This is a genomic window from Vibrio fortis (genome assembly GCF_000695685.1).
Taxonomy (GTDB): Bacteria; Pseudomonadota; Gammaproteobacteria; order Enterobacterales; family Vibrionaceae; genus Vibrio; species Vibrio fortis_A.
In genome coordinates this window covers 979,408-994,077 of sequence record NZ_JFFR01000002.1, presented here as the reverse complement: position 1 = coordinate 994,077, position 14,670 = coordinate 979,408, and the positions used below count along the sequence as shown (strand labels likewise).

Sequence of the window (14,670 nt, the reverse complement as noted above, 5' to 3'; positions counted from 1 at the left end):
ATATGAAGAGCTTTTTGTTGCTTTTGAAATCGATTTTATCGATTTTTATCAGTGATTTATTTTCTTTTAATAAGATTGTTAAGAAAGTTGAACTCTTTGGCAAGTGACTTGGTATAATTATTTACAGCGAACAAGGTTTCTATAACTTTAGAGTCACCCCTAAGTAGCGTTCAGGCGGTCAATTGATTGCTAAGCTTTTAACGGCTACATAGACAGGATAGAACATGAAAGTATTCATTATGCGTCACGGTGAAGCAGAGCATTTTGCAAACACAGATGCAGAGCGTGCGCTCACTAAGCGCGGTAAGAAGTTATCGCTTGCAGTAGCCCAAGCTGCCGCAGAACAAGGCGTAACTCATTTTGATAAAGTATTGGTTAGCCCATACTTGAGAGCGCAAGAGACTTGGCTAGAGATCTCTGAAGTGTTTTCTGGCAATAAGGTAGAAACGAGCGAAGACATCACCCCTTATGGTGTGTCCGACCAAGTTTTTGATTACACCATTGCGATGGCTGAGGTTCAAAACCTAGAGAGTGTGTTGTTTGTGTCGCACTTGCCATTGGTCGGGTATTTAACGGCAGAGTTCGCCACTGGTATGACGCCACCAATGTTCCCAACGTCGGGATTGGTCTGTATCGATTTTGATTTAGAGACCAAAAAAGGTGAGCTAGCTTGGAATATTAACCCTTAATTGGTTATCTCCAAACTAAGCTATACGCCAAAAGTCGAATAACGAAAAGGCACATCGTCGGATGTGCCTTTTTTCTTTGTAACTGAATGAGTGTAGCTATGCATCCTTGCGGATTAACGCTGATTGCAATTAAAGGCGTTACTTCTCAGGGATAGAGAGCAGAACTAACAGTGCACCGTTACCGCCGAACTCTAATGGAGCTTGATGGAACGCAAGCACATCCGGATGCTGCGCAAGCCACAACGGCACTTTCTCTTTTAGAATGTGCTTACCAATACCGTGCTGCACAGAAGCACAAGAGACGCCTTCTTTAACACAGTGAGCAATCATGGCGCCTAATTCACGCTTGGCTTCTTGTTGAGTCATGCCGTGCATATCGAGATAGACATCCGGCACATAGACGCCACGACGCAGCCTTTTGACTTCGTACTTAGACACATCATCACGCGCGTAACGAGTTGGGCCATCTTCACTTAGATGAGGGATGAACTCGTCCGAAAAATAAAACTCGCTGTCACTGGCTTGTCTGGCTGTTCGCGTAATTTCTTTTTGTTTGGTATTTCTTTTTGGCTGCTGGATTATGGTATCCTGTTGCAACTTTTTAACGCCCTTTACTGCTTCACTGAACAGGGCGAAATCGTCATCGAGATCGGTGTCTTTTTTGCTCATCAGGTTATAAGTTCTAAATTGAAACGTAATTAGCAGTATTGTAGCGCTTTTCGGAGATGATTTTGGATAAGATTTTTGTAGAAGAAGCGGTATCAGAACTACACACGCTTCAAGATGTGATTCGTTGGACTGTTAGCCGCTTTAATGCAGCGGGCCTATTTTATGGTCACGGCACAGATAATGCGTGGGATGAGGCGGTACAACTTATTTTACCAACCCTTTATCTGCCGATTGACGTTCCTTCGCACGTATTGAACTCTCGCCTAACCAGTAGTGAGCGTCTACGTATCGTTGAGCGCGTTATTAAACGAATCAATGAGCGCACACCTACTGCTTACCTAACCAACAAAGCATGGTTCTGTGGTCTTGAGTTCTTCGTTGATGAGCGCGTGCTAGTGCCTCGCTCTCCAATCGGTGAGTTGATTGAAGCGCAATTCCAGCCGTGGTTGACTGAAGAGCCGACTCGCATCATGGACCTATGTACTGGCAGTGGCTGTATTGCGATTGCTTGTGCACATGCATTCCCTGAAGCTGAAGTGGATGCGATTGACATCTCAACTGACGCGCTGCAAGTGGCTGAGCAGAACGTTCAAGACCACGGTATGGAGCAGCAAGTGTTCCCAATCCGTTCGGATCTGTTCCGCGATCTGCCAAAAGAGAAGTACAACCTGATCGTATCGAATCCACCATATGTGGATGAAGAAGATATGAACAGCCTGCCAGATGAGTTCACTCATGAGCCTGAGCTAGGCCTAGCTGCAGGTACTGACGGCCTGAAGTTGGTTCGTCGTATTCTAGCTAACGCACCAGATTACCTAACAGACGATGGCATTCTTATCTGTGAAGTGGGCAACTCTATGGTTCACATGATGGAACAATACCCACACATTCCATTCACGTGGATTGAGTTTGAAAACGGTGGTCACGGCGTATTCATGATCACTCGCGAGCAGATGATTGCTTGTGCTGACGAGTTCTCAATTTACAAAGACTAAGTTGAGTTCAATCGCTAAAAACCGCGCTTATTAGTGCGGTTTTTTTGTTTTTGGAGATTCCTACTTATTGCCACAACATCTTTGAATAAAACAATTATGAAATTGAGAGAAATTAGTAATTCGCTCTTTATGTCGCTTGTTACACGTCTCTTTCGTGTCGTTTTACCTATCTTTCTTAGTGGGAGGTAAGTTGATCAAGTTGCACATCTGATTCATATTGGAGCTCATAGTTTATATATTCTAGTGAGTTACGGAGGATTCACGATGAGTTTTGATATTTGGGTTTATTACTTTCTTGCCGTATTGGTGTTAACAGCATCACCAGGACCAAGTTCTTTGTTGTGTATGACGAAGGCGGTGCAATCAGGTTTTAGGCTTTCAGTTTTTACCGCCCTTGGTAGCTTAACGGCGATTACCTCAATCTTAACCCTGTCTTTTACTGGGCTTGGCGTCATCATCGCTTCATCTGAGGTCGTGTTTAACATCATCAAATGGACGGGTGCTGCCTATCTGATTTATCTAGGTTGGAAGTCACTGCGTTCAAACCAACAGAGTTATCAGCTTGATGAACAAGGAGAGGAAGGCAGTAAGCAAAACAAAGGCACTTACCTACAACATTACCTAAGCGGGTTTATTGTAGGAGCGAGTAACCCTAAAGCTATCTTGTTCTTTACCGCTCTTTTCCCGCAGTTTATTGACCCAACAGCAGCATTGTTTCCGCAGTTTGTCGTATTTGCGACGACCTTCGCTGTGATGGAGCTATCTTGGTTACTTATGTATGCCTATCTTGGAGCTAAATCATCTAACTGGTTGTTTGCTAAGGGCAGAGCCAAGATGTTTAATCGAGTGACTGGTGGTGTATTTATTGGTGCTGGAGCGCTTCTATCGACTACAACGCGTGCTTAAAGCATAAGAAATCTCAATTGTTACGTAAATTTCTTGATGCTGTAATAAAAAGTTAATATTAATGTGCTTGCCGATTTCGGCTGCTTGTCGATATATTGTATATACACGGTATATATGGTTAAGGAGCGCATTTATGCAGCATCAAGAAATGATTCAACACTCTCATTTTGGCGTTATCGGTCGTACTTGGCTTTTCGCATCGGTTTCTCTAGTCGCTATTCTAGCTCTAATCTAATTAGGTTTACGCAACTCGAAAATTGTTATGAATAACTCTTTTTCACGATCTTATCGCTCAATCTTATCTAAACATTAAACGTGGCTTTCTACCTTAGCAATCAAACCGCCAAGACCCAGTAGTTAGCCACTCAACCTTTCCAGAAGTTGTTACCAAACTGTGATAATCTGACACTACTATTTGATCAAAGTGTGTCGTTATGTCTATTTGGGACCATCTCTCTTTTAACAATCGATTCGTCGAACTGCCGCAAACCTTTTACTCTCATGTTGATCCAACACCGTTATTGAACCCTCGCTGGCTTGCGTGGAACAACACTTTGGCAACGGAACTTGGTTTTCCTTCTGTGGACGGAACTCAGAGCCTCGATGCAGATCTCTTGAATTCACTGTCCGGTTTAGTCGACAACGAAAACTTTGACCCTATTGCGATGAAGTATGCAGGTCATCAATTTGGCGCTTACAACCCAGATCTTGGTGATGGAAGAGGGTTACTCTTATCTCAAGTTGTCGCTAAAAGTGGTGAAACATTCGACTTACACCTTAAAGGTGCAGGTAAAACTCCATATTCTCGTATGGGTGATGGGCGTGCGGTTATCCGCTCGACAGTTCGTGAGTATCTTTGTAGTGAAGCGATGGCGGGGCTGAATATTCCAACCACACGTGCACTCGCCATGATGATCAGTGACACGCCGGTGTACCGTGAAAAGCAGGAGAAAGGTGCGCTGCTATTGCGTGTATCTGAATCTCATATTCGCTTTGGCCATTTTGAATATCTGTTTTATACCAATCAACTTGCAGAGCAAAAGCTATTGGCTGATAAGGTGATTGAATGGCACTTTCCAGAATGCCTAAACGAAGAAAAGCCTTACGCGGCGATGTTCAATCAGATCGTTGACCGCACTGCGGAGATGATTGCGTTGTGGCAGGCAAATGGTTTTGCTCACGGGGTGATGAACACGGACAACATGTCGATCATTGGCCAGACGTTTGATTACGGCCCGTTTGCCTTTATGGATGAGTATAACTCTCGCCTTATTTGCAATCACTCGGACTATCAAGGTCGCTACGCGTTCAATCAACAGCCTCGTATTGGCATGTGGAACTTGTCAGCATTAGCCCATGCGCTATCTCCTCTGATTGAGCGAGCTGATTTAGAAGCAGCGCTTGAGATGTACGAATCTCAAATGAATAGCTACTTTAGTCAGCTGATGCGTAGAAAGCTCGGGCTGCTATCAAAACAAGAAGGAGACAGTCGCCTGTTCGAGTCTATGTTCGAGCTGATGTCGCAAAACCGCGTCGATTATCCTCGATTCTTCAGAACGCTATCGGATCTCGATACGCAATCTGAGCAAGAGGTGATTGATCTGGTCATCGATCGCCAAGCAGCCAAGCTTTGGGTTGATAGTTACCTTAAGCGCTGTGAACTGGAACAGGAAACAACGGAAGAGCGCTGTCAAAAAATGCGTGCAATCAATCCGAAATATGTACTGCGTAACTACTTGGCTCAATTGGCAATTGATAAAGCGGAAGAAGGCGATAGCAGTGTGGTTGATGCATTAATGGTTGTGCTCGCCGATCCATATGCCGAACATCCTGACTATGAATATTTGGCTGCTCTGCCTCCTGAGTGGGGCAAGGAGATGGAGATCAGCTGTTCGTCTTAGTGCAGTCCATCACTAGAAATGCAGATAGAGGTTATCTAGTTGTGATCTCTATCTGTTCATTGTTCTAATTTTACAGACATATCAATAATCAAAAACGCGACCTGCCTATACACTATGTGAATAAGTTGTAAATTTTATAGGTTTGGGCGATGCCAACAAATACTCGAATTCTCGTGGTGGATGATGATCAAGAAATCCGCGAGTTGCTGGAAGAGTACCTCTCAAAATCGGGCTTCGATGTCTCTTCGGTTGGAGATGGGGCTGAACTGGAAACTCACCTACAAAGCCAAGGTTATCCTGACCTGATACTTCTCGATGTGATGCTTCCCGGGGACGATGGTTTTACCTTGTGTCAGCGCGTTCGTAAAAATTCCAATGTCCCTATTATTATGCTGACTGCGGTATCGGACGAAACCGATCAGATCATTGGCTTGGAAATTGGTGCCGATGATTATATCGCCAAGCCGTTCAGTCCCCGCCAGCTAATGGCTCGTATTAAGGCCTTGTTACGACGTGTTCAAGTGGTTGACGACAAGCCGAGTGATGCATTGCCTAAACAGATCATTTTTGGTGATTGGACGCTCGATACTCTTGCTCACAGAATCTCACACAACGAAAGTGCCGAAGAGATGGATTTGTCGGGCAGTGACTTCTCACTGTTAATGCTGTTCCTAACTCGCCCCAATGAAGTGCTAGACCGAGATACTATCTCTTTTGCTACCAGAGGACGTGAAGCGCTGCCTTTTGAGCGTGGTATTGATGTTCAATTGAGTCGCTTGCGAAGCCGACTGGGTGATAGCGCTAAATACCCGCACTACATCAAAACCATGCGTGGCAATGGCTATATATTGGCTGTACCTGTGCATTATGAACACTGAGTAAGAAGTCCTTATGAAGTGGTTGAGAAGTTTAAAGCCAAATTCCTTGGTTGCTCGAACCTTGCTTTTGACCTTGTTAGCCGTCGTCATTGCGCAAGGCATAGCAACCTCTATTTGGTATAGCGAATCCAAACAAAAAGAGTTAGAAGGTATTCGTTCGGCTTCATCGAGCATGGCAAACATGTTTGCTTCCACAGTGACTTTCTTTCAATCTTTGCCCGTCAAATATCGCCATATTGTGTTAGACCAAATCCGCAATATGGGGGGGACGCGATTCTTCGTCTCTTTTAATAAAGAGGCGCTGATTGTCGAACCAATCCCCGATACTCGTTTAAAAACCGCATCGATAGAAGCGATAGAGAGTGTTTTGAGTAGCAAGCTTAATAAGGTGGAGTCGGTACGTGTTGACTTCTCTCGCCCAGAGCATCTTAGGTTGCTGAAAAATGATATCTACTTGAGCGATCTCCCGCGATCGTGGGCCCATCATACCTTAACCTTAGAGCCTCTTAATCCACCGATTCTGGTTGTTCAAATCGAGCTAGCCAGCCATGAGTGGGTCTATATTGCGGCGCTGTTGCCTGCACCCTATGTCAAACTGGATGACACTATTCTTGGTCGTGAACAGGTGATCTTCTTGCTCTCTTCAACGCTGATTCTACTAGTGTTGACCTACTTAATGATTCGCCGCCAAGTGCGCCCGCTTAAAAAGCTCGCGAGGGCAGCGAACGAGATGAGCATGGATATTCAGCAGCCACCACTTAATGAAGAGGGAGCGACTGAACTGGTCACGGCGACTCGGGCGTTCAATCGCATGCAGCAACGTATTCGTCGCTATGTGGCCGATAGGGAACATCTATTCACTGCTATTTCTCATGATTTAAAGACACCGATTACTCGACTGAGACTCAGAGCTGAGCTGTTGGAAAGCGAAGTTAAGAAAGAGAAATTCAACAAGGATTTGGATGAGCTAGAGATGATGGTTAAGGGGGCTCTGCAAGCAGTAAGAGATACGGACCTTCACGAAAACAACGCCATTATCGACCTTAATGACATGGTTGCTTCGGTTATTGAATCGCACAACCAGCATCAAACCTTAGTAGAGTTTGAACCCATTGTGGTTGAGCCGTTAGTCGCTAAACCATTAGCGATTAAACGTGTGCTGACCAATCTTATAGACAATGCAGTGAAATACGGCACATCCGCTAAAGTTGATATCAGTAGCGATTCTGTGTGGGTAATCGTGACGATTCAGGACCACGGAAATGGAATCCCGGAAGATAAACTTGAGTTGGTGTTTGAACCCTACTTTAGGCTTGCTACCGACGATCAAGGGCACGGTTTAGGGCTTGGAATCTGTCGAAATATCCTGCACGGACACGGCGGAGATCTCATTATTCGCAACTCCCCTCAAGGTGGCTTAGAAGCCAAAGTCTATATCCCACGAGGCCTAGAAGTGTAATGTAACAATTGTGTTACATTGGGCTTACCTTTTGTTTCAATCTTATAAATCAGAATAAGTAGACTCTTTATTGAACCGGGCGTCGAGTCCGCTAAACATGGAAGATTATAATGAAAATCAATAAAACCCTACTTACTCTATCTCTTCTTGCTGCCTCAACATTTTCTCAAGCTGGTGAAGTGGAAGTCCTTCACTGGTGGACTGCTGGTGGTGAAGCTAAATCCGCTGCAGTACTTAAAGAGATGATTGAAGAACAAGGTCATACTTGGAAAGATTTCGCAGTTGCTGGTGGCGGCGGTGAAAGTGCGATGACCGTTTTAAAGACACGAGCAGTATCTGGTAACCCGCCATCTGCCGCACAGATCAAAGGTCATGATATTCAGGAGTGGGGTGGTTTAGGTTTTCTAACGTCTCTCGATGCAACCGCAAAACAAGAAAAGTGGGATGACTTACTGCCAGCTGTTGTCACCAAAGTGATGAAATGGGACGGCGAGTACGTAGCAGTTCCTGTGAACGTTCACCGTGTTAACTGGCTTTGGGCAAACCCAGAAGTGCTCGAAAAATCAGGTGTGACGGTTCCAACTACCTTAGATGAGTTCTTTGTTGCAGCAGACAAGATCAAAGCAGCAGGTTTCATTCCTCTAGCGCACGGTGGTCAACCATGGCAAGACGCGACAGTCTTCGAAGCGGTGGCACTTGATGTACTTGGCAGTGAAGACTACAACAAGGCGTTCGTTGATTTGGATATGGACGTTTTATCTGGCGAAAAAATGGTCGAAGTGTTCACCAAGTTTAAAAAGATGCGTGACTACATCGATAGCAACTCTCCAGGTCGTGACTGGAACGTAGCAACTTCAATGGTTATCAATGGTGAAGCGGCAATGCAGATCATGGGTGACTGGGCGAAGGGCGAGTTTACCGCTGCAGGTAAAGTGCCAGGCAAAGACTACATTTGTGCACCAGCTCCAGGTACTGACGGCCAATTTACTTTCAATATCGATAGCTTTGCTTTCTTCGAGCTAGGCGATAAAGAGAATCAAAAAGCGCAACAAGATCTTGCGAAAACCATTCTTACTAAAGACTTCCAAGAGGTCTTCAACCTAAACAAAGGTTCTATCCCAGTGCGCCTTGATATGGATATGTCTAAGTTCGACCAATGTGCGTTGGACTCTATGGCAACCTTCAAAGCGAGTGCGGAATCGGGCGACCTTGTACCGAGTATGGCTCACGGCCTATCCACAACAAGCTATGCCCAAGGCGCTATCTATGACGTTGTGACTAACTTCTTCAATGAGAAAGATGCCGATCCTAAAGAGGCAGCAACTAAGTTAGCGAAAGCAGTAAAAGCGGCTATCTAACCTAGTCTGATAAGCAACATGAACAGAACACGAGTTACTGAGTATGTTGCTTATCCCTAACCCCCAGGGTGGGTAGGTTCGTAGGGAGCCTATCCGCTCTTCACCTCAATTCTGATATGCGTGATGCTGATGTGGTGCCGAGAGGTAAGCCATTGGCTCAATTGTGCAACAAGGAAAAGTTATGGAGCATGTTTTGACTGAGTCGACTCCAAAACCGACAAGGAGCCAGCCTGCACCAAAGCCCAGTTTTGCTGACAGGTTACAGCATTGGTTACCTAAGATTGTGCTGGCACCGACCGCGTTGGTCACCGTGGTATGTATCTACGGCTATATATTCTGGACGGCAGCGCTGTCGTTTACTAACTCTCGATTTCTACCGAGCTTCAATTTTGTTGGCTTTGCTCAATATGAAAAGCTAATGGAGAACGATCGCTGGATCACCTCGATCACTAACCTCGGTGTATTTGGGATCCTATTCATGGTGATTGCTATCGTATTGGGTGTCGGCTTAGCGATTTTGCTTGACCAGAATATCCGACAAGAAGGCGCGATTCGTACCATCTATCTCTACCCAATGGCCCTGTCATTCATCGTGACGGGTACCGCTTGGAAGTGGATTCTGAACCCGGGGCTCGGTATTGAAAAGCTGATGCAAGATTGGGGCTTTACCGATTTTAAATTCGACTGGCTGGTCGACTCTGAAATGGCGGTTTACACCTTAGTGATTGCCGCGCTTTGGCAGTCGTCAGGTTTCGTGATGGCGATGTTCTTAGCTGGCCTGCGTGGTATCGATTCTTCGATCATTAAAGCGGCGCAAATTGACGGTGCAAGCTTACCCACTATTTATCTCAAGATCATTTTACCTTGCTTGCGACCTGTGGTTTTCAGTGCGGTGATCATCACTTCACACATTGCGATTAAGAGCTTCGACCTTGTGACAGCAATGACGGCAGGTGGCCCGGGTTATTCATCGGATCTTCCAGCGTTATTCATGTATGCACACTCGTTTACACGCGGACAAATCGGCCTAGGTGCTGCCAGTGCCATGATGATGCTAGCGGGTATCTTAGCGATTCTGGTGCCTTATCTTTACTCTGAGCTTAGGGAGAAAAAGTCATGATGAATAACATCAACTTTGCTCGAATGTTTATCTATTCGGCTCTACTTTTCTTCTGCTTGGTTTACCTAATGCCGTTGTTCGTCATGGTACTGACATCATTCAAAACCTTGCCAGACATCAAGGCGGGTAACTTGATGAGTTTACCTAAAGAGTGGGTGTTCGATGCTTGGTATAAAGCGTGGGACAGCGCTTGTACTGGCGTGAAGTGTGAAGGGGTGAAAGGCTATTTCTGGAACTCGTTCCAAATGGTGATTCCAGCAGTGGCTATCTCAACACTACTGGGCGCATTCAATGGCTATGTGGTCACTAAGTGGCAGTTCCGTGGCTCAAACCTGTTCTTTAGCTTGCTGCTGTTCGGTTGTTTCATTCCATTCCAAGTGGTGTTGTTACCTATGGCGACCGTACTGGGCAAGATGGGTTTAGCAAACACCACAGTTGGTCTGGTACTTGTGCACGTTATCTACGGCATGGCATTTACGACGCTGTTCTTCCGTAACTTCTACATCTCGATTCCAGATGAGTTGATCAAAGCGGCAAAACTGGATGGTGCCGGCTTCTTTACCATCTTTTTCAAGATCTTATTACCGATCTCAACACCTATCATCATGGTGACGGTGATCTGGCAGTTTACCGCTATCTGGAACGATTTCTTATTCGGGGTGGTGTATTCAGGCTCGGAGACTCAGCCGATCACCGTGGCATTAAACAACTTGGTCAACACCAGTACGGGCGTTAAAGAGTACAACGTCGATATGGCTGCTGCGATCATCGCCGCACTGCCAACATTGTTGGTGTATGTCTTCGCAGGAAAATATTTTGTTCGTGGCCTAACGGCAGGATCAGTAAAAGGATAATTACCCATGGCAACATTAGATTTAAAACAGATCCGTAAAACTTATCGCAACGCGGACAACGAAACGTTAAAGGGCATCGACATTAGTATCGATTCGGGGGAGTTCTTGATACTTGTCGGCCCTTCGGGGTGTGGAAAATCCACCTTAATGAATACCATTGCTGGGCTAGAAAACATTAGCTCGGGTGAGATAGTGATTGATGGTGTTGATGTCGCTCAGGTTGAACCTAAAGACCGCGACATTGCGATGGTGTTCCAATCCTATGCGTTATATCCAAACATGACGGTACGCGGCAATATCGCCTTCGGCTTGAAGATCCGCAAGATGCCTCAAGACGAGATCGATGCTGAGGTGAATCGCGTCGCTGAAATGCTGCAGATCGAGCAACTGTTGGACCGCAAACCATCACAGTTATCCGGTGGTCAGCGTCAGCGTGTGGCGATGGGACGAGCACTGGCGCGTCGTCCTAAGCTGTACTTGTTTGATGAGCCGCTTTCTAACTTGGATGCCAAGCTGCGTGTGGAAATGCGCCATCAGATTAAGCGCCTACATCAAAAGCTCAACACTACGATTGTTTATGTAACCCATGACCAAATCGAGGCGATGACACTAGCAGATCGTATTGCAGTAATGAAAGATGGTGAATTGCAGCAGTTAGGCACACCGCAAGAGATCTACACTAAGCCAAGCAATATGTTTGTGGCCGGTTTTATGGGGTCACCATCGATGAACTTCATCAAGACTATGGTAGACCTCGACGAGGAGCAAAATCCGATCATTAAGGTTATTGGTACGGCGGATCAAGAGCACCATATTCGACTGCCGCAAAGCATGCGCGAACAAGATGGCAAAGAAGTGGTGATTGGCCTGCGCCCTGAACACATTACTGAGCAACAAGGTGATGATCTGTCGGCAACCACTAAATTGGATTTGCAGTTGGAAGTGCTAGAACCGACAGGGCCAGATACGATTGCGATGGTGAAGGTCAACGACCAAGAAGTTGCGTGTCGCTTATCTCCGGAATTTGAAGTGTCGGTAGGGCAGATGGCACCGCTGCATTTCGACCTGTCGAAAGCGGTATTCTTTGATGCGCAAACGGAAAGAAGAATTGATTTCTAGAATCTTGTAAATGATAACCTTTTATTAAACACCCCATCATTTGATGGGGTGTTTTTATATCAATATACAAAACTCATTACTGATAAATCTATTACTAGGGTCTATGCTTTACGGGAAATTATTATAGAAAATCAAGGATGTCGGAAATGAGAGTTCAAATACTAGCAGGGGCTATGTCAGCTGCTCTTCTGTCCTTTCCTGTAGGGGCTGTGGTAAATCATGATCTGCGCGATAGTTATATTGTCGTTCTTAAAGAAAGCACGTCGGTATCTCGAGCTAATGATATCGCTCGTGAAGTGGCGAGCGGAAAAGGTGTGGTTGGTCATCAATACAGTCATGCATTGAAAGGTTTTTCAGTCAAAATCCCTCAGCAAGCACTCAAGGGACTGACAAATAGGTTTCCCGAAATTGAATATATTGAACAAGATATTGAGATGCATGCATTTCCGAGAGGCGGTAACCCGAATAAGGGCGGGGGAGATTCTGCAGAGAGAGCGATACAAAAAACGCCTTGGGGAGTGACACGAGTAAAGGGTGGCACTGTTGATATGAGTGACGCCACTGTTGTCGCATGGGTTATCGACTCCGGTATTGATAGCGGCCATCCAGATTTGAATGTTAACGAGTCACGGGGTGCAAACTTTACTCGCGGCAAGAAAAATAATACCAATGATGGTAACGGCCATGGCACACATGTCGCTGGAACAATAGGGGCGTATGATGATGGCTTTGATGTTATTGGTGTTGCTCCAGGGGTTGAGGTTATCCCAGTGAAGGTCTTAGATAACAGTGGCAGTGGTACAATGTCGGGTGTGATAGCCGGTGTTGACCATGTTGCTCGTTATGGTAATTCCGGCGACTGTGCCAACATGAGCTTAGGTGGTGCTGGTTATTCTGAGGCTCTAGAGAGTGCAATCCTAACTGCCGCATCAAAAGGGGTCTTTTTCTCGCTGGCGGCTGGCAACTCTGGTCAAGACGCGCGTGGTTTTACGCCTGCGAGCACTAACGGTACAAACATATTTACTATCTCAGCATTTGGCGAAACTAACGATAGCTTCGCTTACTTTTCCAATTATGGTTTTGATGTCGATTACGCGCAACCGGGAGTCGATGTGCTATCAACCAAAGCGGGAGGAGGAACGGTTTCTTACAATGGTACCTCGATGGCAGCGCCTCACTTATGCGGTGTCATATTAGCGAGTGGGTTAGGTGATGGTGAATTACCATCGACAGATGGAACGGTAAATAATGATCCTGATGGGGTGCCAGACCCAATTGCAGTGATGAACTGATAGTAAAATATCACAGGTATTTCCAGCTATATAATGTGAATCAGTGTTGATAAAAGCGATCGTTATGGTCGCTTTTCTCTTTTTAGATTTAATCTCTTGTGTGCTGAGCATGATTCACTCATTACGACAGAGTTACTTTAGTAGCCTGTAAGTCCATTCTGGTTTTCGAACTCATCATTTAAACAGTGGTCAACTCCCACCCATTTACAAATATTCGATGTGTCATTTTCCACCCATTACTTATACGTTTGTTTTTCTTTAGGTTCATCTAATTATCCGCGAAGCCTTGTGGTTAAAGGCTTGTTAAATAATTGTATCTAGTTGGCTCGTTAATTGCCTTAGTGATGACATGCAGTTCCCATTGATGGGCTGCTTTGTTTACTAAGGAGAATAATAATGTTTAAGCCTCTTACCCTGCTATCTGTATCTGCCCTCGCGCTCACAAGTTTTAATGCTGCTGCGAACTGTGATCCTGGTGAAATTGTTATCAAATTCAGCCACGTAACAAATACTGATAAGCACCCGAAAGGCATTGCTGCTTCTTTACTAGAAGAGCGAGTAAACACGGAGATGAACGGTAAAGCTTGTATGCAAGTTTTCCCTAACTCAACACTATACGATGACAACAAGGTACTGGAAGCCCTGTTAAATGGTGATGTTCAAATGGCGGCACCTTCGCTGTCTAAATTTGAGAAGTTCACTAAGAAATACCGCATTTTTGACCTTCCGTTCCTGTTTGAAGATGTTGATGCTGTTGACCGTTTCCAAAACTCAGAATCTGGTGAAAAGCTGAAGAATGCAATGAAGCGTCGTGGCCTACAAGGTCTCGCGTTCTGGCATAACGGAATGAAGCAGATGTCTGCGAACAAGCCGCTTATCAGCCCTGTAGATGCAGAAGGTTTGAAGTTCCGTGTACAAGCGTCTGACGTACTGGTTGCACAGTTTGAGCAGTTAGGTGCTAACCCACAGAAGATGTCGTTCAAAGAAGTATACGGCGGCCTGCAAACTAAAGTTATCGACGGTCAAGAGAACACTTGGTCTAACATCTACGGTAAGAAATTCTTCGAAGTACAAGACGGCGTAACAGAAACCAACCACGGTATTCTTGATTACCTAGTTGTAACGTCAAACGACTTCTGGAAAGGCCTACCTAAAGACGTACGTGAACAGCTAAACACGATTGTTAAAGAAGTTTCTGAGACACGTAACGCTGAGTCTTCAAAAGTTAACCTAGCGAACAAGAACAACATCATCGAAGCAGGTGGTGAGGTTCGTACACTGACACCAGAACAACGTCAAGCTTGGGTAACAGCGCTTCAACCAGTATGGAAGAAGTTTGAGAAAGACATCGGCTCTGATCTAATCGAAGCTGCACTGGCTTCTAACCAGTAATACCGCTATTGGGTGGCGGCTCCCTACCGCCGCCCTCT

Annotated in this window: 13 protein-coding genes; 12 read left to right on the top strand and 1 reads right to left on the bottom strand. The window is 45.4% G+C overall.

From position 1 onward, the window contains the following. Positions 1–224 precede the first annotated feature (224 nt). A complete protein-coding gene (gene sixA / locus VFDL14_RS18330; protein WP_032549622.1) occupies positions 225–689 on the top strand; it encodes a phosphohistidine phosphatase SixA in 465 nt (154 codons plus the stop codon). Positions 690–827: 138 nt separating this feature from the next. Here the strand turns inward: sixA and smrB are convergent, their stop codons facing one another. Beyond that, entirely contained in the window at positions 828–1,358 is a 531-nt protein-coding gene (smrB, locus tag VFDL14_RS18335; RefSeq protein WP_032549621.1) for an endonuclease SmrB, read from the bottom strand. A gap of 62 nt (positions 1,359–1,420) precedes the next feature. On the opposite strand from smrB, the gene prmB reads away from it, so the two are divergent. The 11 genes from prmB (at position 1,421) to VFDL14_RS18390 (ending at position 14,632) form a co-directional block, all read left to right on the top strand. Then, positions 1,421–2,353 carry a 50S ribosomal protein L3 N(5)-glutamine methyltransferase gene (prmB, locus tag VFDL14_RS18340; protein WP_032549753.1) on the top strand — a complete coding sequence of 311 codons (933 nt, stop codon included), beginning with the start codon at positions 1,421–1,423 and terminating at the stop codon, positions 2,351–2,353. 264 nt (positions 2,354–2,617) lie between these two features. After that, a complete protein-coding gene (locus VFDL14_RS18345; protein ID WP_032549620.1) occupies positions 2,618–3,259 on the top strand; it encodes a LysE family translocator in 642 nt (213 codons plus the stop codon). Positions 3,260–3,693: 434 nt separating this feature from the next. After that, complete coding sequence (locus VFDL14_RS18350) at positions 3,694–5,160, top strand: protein adenylyltransferase SelO (protein WP_032549619.1); 1,467 nt, start codon at positions 3,694–3,696, stop codon at positions 5,158–5,160. A 149-nt stretch (positions 5,161–5,309) separates the two neighbouring features. Then, on the top strand, positions 5,310–6,038 hold the full coding sequence (locus VFDL14_RS18355) for a response regulator (protein ID WP_032549618.1): 729 nt from the start codon (positions 5,310–5,312) through the stop codon (positions 6,036–6,038). Positions 6,039–6,051: 13 nt separating this feature from the next. Continuing rightward, entirely contained in the window at positions 6,052–7,497 is a 1,446-nt protein-coding gene (locus tag VFDL14_RS18360; protein ID WP_032549617.1) for an ATP-binding protein, read from the top strand. 110 nt (positions 7,498–7,607) lie between these two features. Continuing rightward, positions 7,608–8,855 (top strand): ABC transporter substrate-binding protein, encoded by a 1,248-nt coding sequence (locus tag VFDL14_RS18365; protein ID WP_032549616.1) that lies wholly within the window; start codon positions 7,608–7,610, stop codon positions 8,853–8,855. 181 nt (positions 8,856–9,036) lie between these two features. After that, the gene (locus tag VFDL14_RS18370; RefSeq protein ID WP_004739913.1) at positions 9,037–9,975 is read left to right on the top strand and encodes a carbohydrate ABC transporter permease; all 939 of its coding nucleotides are present in this window, start codon (positions 9,037–9,039) and stop codon (positions 9,973–9,975) included. After that, positions 9,972–10,829, top strand: a complete 858-nt coding sequence (locus VFDL14_RS18375) for a carbohydrate ABC transporter permease (RefSeq protein ID WP_008218366.1) — start codon at positions 9,972–9,974, stop codon at positions 10,827–10,829. Before VFDL14_RS18370 ends, VFDL14_RS18375 begins: the two co-directional genes overlap by 4 nt. A 6-nt stretch (positions 10,830–10,835) precedes the next feature. Continuing rightward, the gene (locus VFDL14_RS18380; RefSeq protein ID WP_032549615.1) at positions 10,836–11,948 is read left to right on the top strand and encodes an ABC transporter ATP-binding protein; all 1,113 of its coding nucleotides are present in this window, start codon (positions 10,836–10,838) and stop codon (positions 11,946–11,948) included. A 137-nt stretch (positions 11,949–12,085) separates the two neighbouring features. Then, positions 12,086–13,240 (top strand): S8 family serine peptidase, encoded by a 1,155-nt coding sequence (locus VFDL14_RS18385; protein ID WP_032549614.1) that lies wholly within the window; start codon positions 12,086–12,088, stop codon positions 13,238–13,240. Between the two features lie 396 nt (positions 13,241–13,636). Continuing rightward, positions 13,637–14,632 (top strand): TRAP transporter substrate-binding protein, encoded by a 996-nt coding sequence (locus VFDL14_RS18390; RefSeq protein WP_032549613.1) that lies wholly within the window; start codon positions 13,637–13,639, stop codon positions 14,630–14,632. Positions 14,633–14,670 lie beyond the last annotated feature (38 nt).

Excerpts from the sequence above, each read along its gene's own strand:
- sixA (WP_032549622.1), top strand. The coding sequence starts at position 225 with ATGAAAGTATTCATTATGCGTCACGGTGAAGCAGAGCATTTTGCAAAC.
- smrB (WP_032549621.1), bottom strand. The coding sequence starts at position 1,358 with ATGAGCAAAAAAGACACCGATCTCGATGACGATTTCGCCCTGTTCAGT.
- VFDL14_RS18345 (WP_032549620.1), top strand. The coding sequence starts at position 2,618 with ATGAGTTTTGATATTTGGGTTTATTACTTTCTTGCCGTATTGGTGTTA.
- VFDL14_RS18350 (WP_032549619.1), top strand. The coding sequence starts at position 3,694 with ATGTCTATTTGGGACCATCTCTCTTTTAACAATCGATTCGTCGAACTG.
- VFDL14_RS18355 (WP_032549618.1), top strand. The coding sequence starts at position 5,310 with ATGCCAACAAATACTCGAATTCTCGTGGTGGATGATGATCAAGAAATC.
- VFDL14_RS18360 (WP_032549617.1), top strand. The coding sequence starts at position 6,052 with ATGAAGTGGTTGAGAAGTTTAAAGCCAAATTCCTTGGTTGCTCGAACC.
- VFDL14_RS18365 (WP_032549616.1), top strand. The coding sequence starts at position 7,608 with ATGAAAATCAATAAAACCCTACTTACTCTATCTCTTCTTGCTGCCTCA.
- VFDL14_RS18370 (WP_004739913.1), top strand. The coding sequence starts at position 9,037 with ATGGAGCATGTTTTGACTGAGTCGACTCCAAAACCGACAAGGAGCCAG.
- VFDL14_RS18375 (WP_008218366.1), top strand. The coding sequence starts at position 9,972 with ATGATGAATAACATCAACTTTGCTCGAATGTTTATCTATTCGGCTCTA.
- VFDL14_RS18380 (WP_032549615.1), top strand. The coding sequence starts at position 10,836 with ATGGCAACATTAGATTTAAAACAGATCCGTAAAACTTATCGCAACGCG.
- VFDL14_RS18385 (WP_032549614.1), top strand. The coding sequence starts at position 12,086 with ATGTCGGAAATGAGAGTTCAAATACTAGCAGGGGCTATGTCAGCTGCT.
- VFDL14_RS18390 (WP_032549613.1), top strand. The coding sequence starts at position 13,637 with ATGTTTAAGCCTCTTACCCTGCTATCTGTATCTGCCCTCGCGCTCACA.